The 2,482-nt window shown below is 61.8% G+C and carries 2 protein-coding genes; both read right to left on the reverse strand.

Annotated elements, in window-relative coordinates; translation table 11 throughout:
• Positions 1 to 133 precede the first annotated feature (133 nt).
• Positions 134 to 937, reverse strand: coding sequence for an IS21-like element ISPst3 family helper ATPase IstB (istB, locus tag ACEWE8_RS25915; protein ID WP_010454871.1), 804 nt, complete (start codon positions 935 to 937; stop codon positions 134 to 136).
• Positions 930 to 2,429, reverse strand: coding sequence for an IS21-like element ISPst3 family transposase (istA, locus tag ACEWE8_RS25920; RefSeq protein ID WP_024012635.1), 1,500 nt, complete (start codon positions 2,427 to 2,429; stop codon positions 930 to 932). The genes istB and istA overlap by 8 nt, the downstream gene beginning before the upstream one ends.
• Positions 2,430 to 2,482: the final 53 nt, after the last annotated feature.

Below are 2,482 nucleotides of genomic sequence, written 5' to 3' on the forward strand. Positions count from 1 at the left end.
CTGATTTTGTTACCAGCAACTGTGGATAAGTCTACCAGCGCAGCTGCTGTTGCCCCCACTCCTTCGCTAGCCCAGTTCAGTTGTTTAAGACCTGCCACACGCAGCCATGTAGCAGGCCGTCGTCGCCATGAAATCAGAACGGCTCATCGTCCTCCGGTTCCTGGCCGCCCTTACGCTTTCGCTCCCGTGATTTGATCTTGGCCTGGGCCGCCAAGCTACTGTGTTGCAGGCGATAGGACTCGTTACCGGTTTCGACGATGTGGCAGTGGTGGGTCAGCCGATCCAGCAGGGCGGTGGTCATCTTGGCGTCGCCGAACACGCTCGACCATTCGGCGAAGCTCAGGTTGGTGGTGATCACCACGCTGGTGTGTTCGTACAGCTTGGATAGCAGGTGAAACAGCAACGCACCGCCGGCCTGGCTGAAGGGCAGATAACCCAGTTCGTCGAGGATGACCAGATCCATGCGCAGCAGAGCTTGGGCGATCCGCCCGGCTTTGCCGTCGTGCTTTTCGCGCTCCAGCAGATTGACCAGATCGACCGTGGAGTAGAAGCGCACGCGCTTGCCGTGCCGGGTGATGCCGGACACGGCCAGCGCAGTGGCCAGGTGGGTTTTACCGGTGCCAGGCCCACCGATCAGCACCACGTTCTGCGCGGTGTCGGTAAAGGCCAGACTGGCCAGTTCGCTGATCAAACGAGCGTCTGCGCTGGAGGCGCTGAAGTCGAAGCCGGCCAGGTCGCGGTGCATCGGCAGCTTGGCCATGTTCATCTGGTGGCTCACCGAGCGCATGGCGCGATCTGTGTGCTCTTGTTCCAGCAGGTGTTCGAGCAGCCACTTGGACGAGGCTGTGTTCGACTCACCCTGCGCAGTCAACTCCGCCCAGGCCGTGGCCATGCCGTGCAGGCGCAGCTCCTTGAGTTCCGCCATCAAATCACGCATGACCGATCTCCTCGGTCTGGCCACGCAGGCGGTCGTAGCGCGCCGTGTTAGCGACGGGGGCTTCCTTGAGCGACAAGTGGGTTTCGACGCTGGGTGGTGGTTCGGTCGCGGCCAGGCGCGCCACGACATTGAGGATGTGTTCGGCGCTCAGGCTGCCGCTTTCCAGTACCAGCTCAACAGCCACCAGCACCGCATCGAGCCCGGCGACCGGTACGGCAGCCAGAACTTGCGCCATGATCCGGTCACCGCCGGCATGACGCCCCAGACCGTGCTTAAGCTGACGCAGCGGCGCCGGCAGATCAGCAAAGGGCGCGCCGTTGCGCAGCGCACCGGGCTTGCGTTCGATCAGCGGGAGGTAGTGCTGCCAGTCATAGCTGACCTGGTCGCGATCCAGCAAGCGGACATGGCTGGCGATCAGCGCGTCGTCAGCCACCACCTCGATTCGCGTCGGATACAAACGGCTGCTGACCCACTTACCCGCATACTCACACGGCACCGAGTAGCGGTTGCGCCCGACGCTGACCAGGCAGGTGCTGGAGACCCGCGCAGGCCGCTCGACGTAACCGTCGAATGGCGCTGGCACAGGCATCAGTTCAGCGCGCTCCAACTCCAGCACTTCGGCCACACTCAGCCCGCTGTATTGAGGGTGCGTCAGCTCGTTCCAAAGCGCGCGGCAGCGCTGGCCCAGCCAGGCATTGAGTTCCTCGAAGGAGTGAAACTGGCAGTCCTGGGCGTCTAGCCAGATACGCCTGCGGCTGTCTTGCACGTTCTTTTCAACGATGCCCTTTTCCCAACCAGCGGCGACGTTGCAGAAGTCCGGATCGAACAGGTAATGCGCGCACATCACCGCAAAGCGCGCATTCACCGCCCGGCCTTTGCCCTTATTGACCTTGTCGACGGCGGTCTTCATGTTGTCGTAGATGCCCCGGCGCGGCACGCCGCCCAAGGAGCCGAACGAGCGTGTATGGGCGTCAAATAACATCTCATGGCCCTGGCTCGGATACGCCACAAGCCAGAACGCACGGCTGGCACACAGCTTCAGATGTGCCACCTGCATACGCCGGTAAATGCCGCCGACCAGCAAGCCTTCCTCGCTCCAGTCAAACTGAAACGCCTCGCCAAGAGCAAAGGTCAGCGGCACAAAGGCCTGCGACGCCTTGCCCTGTCCCCCTCGCCAGGCACGGATAAACGCGGTGAGCTGGCTGTAGCCACCGTCATAACCTTCGGCTTTGATTTGCGCCAACAGCGCCTTGGCACTGCGCCGCTGTTGCTTGGGCCGCAGCGAATCGGCTTTTAGCGCCTGCTCCAGCGTGGCGTGAAAAGGGCTGAGTTTGTTGAAGATCGCGCGGCGTTGGTAGACCGGCGGCTTGGCCTCAGGTGCTCTGACCCACTTGCGAATCGTGTTGCGCGCCAACCCGGTGCGCTTGGCTATCTCATGCAGCGACAGCTTGTCGCGGAAATACATCCGGCGAATTTTGCCCATCATTTCCATACTGATCACCCTGTGTTCTCCTGCTCAAAAATTGAGCAGAAGCAGTTGAACAC

The organism is Pseudomonas sp. TR47 (assembly GCF_044143025.1).
GTDB classification, from domain to species: Bacteria; Pseudomonadota; Gammaproteobacteria; order Pseudomonadales; family Pseudomonadaceae; genus Aquipseudomonas; species Aquipseudomonas putida_E.

What these genes read in the sequence shown, in the direction of transcription:
- istA (WP_024012635.1), bottom strand. Translation starts at nt 2,429, where the DNA reads ATGGAAATGATGGGCAAAATTCGCCGGATGTATTTCCGCGACAAGCTG.
- istB (WP_010454871.1), bottom strand. Translation starts at nt 937, where the DNA reads ATGCGTGATTTGATGGCGGAACTCAAGGAGCTGCGCCTGCACGGCATG.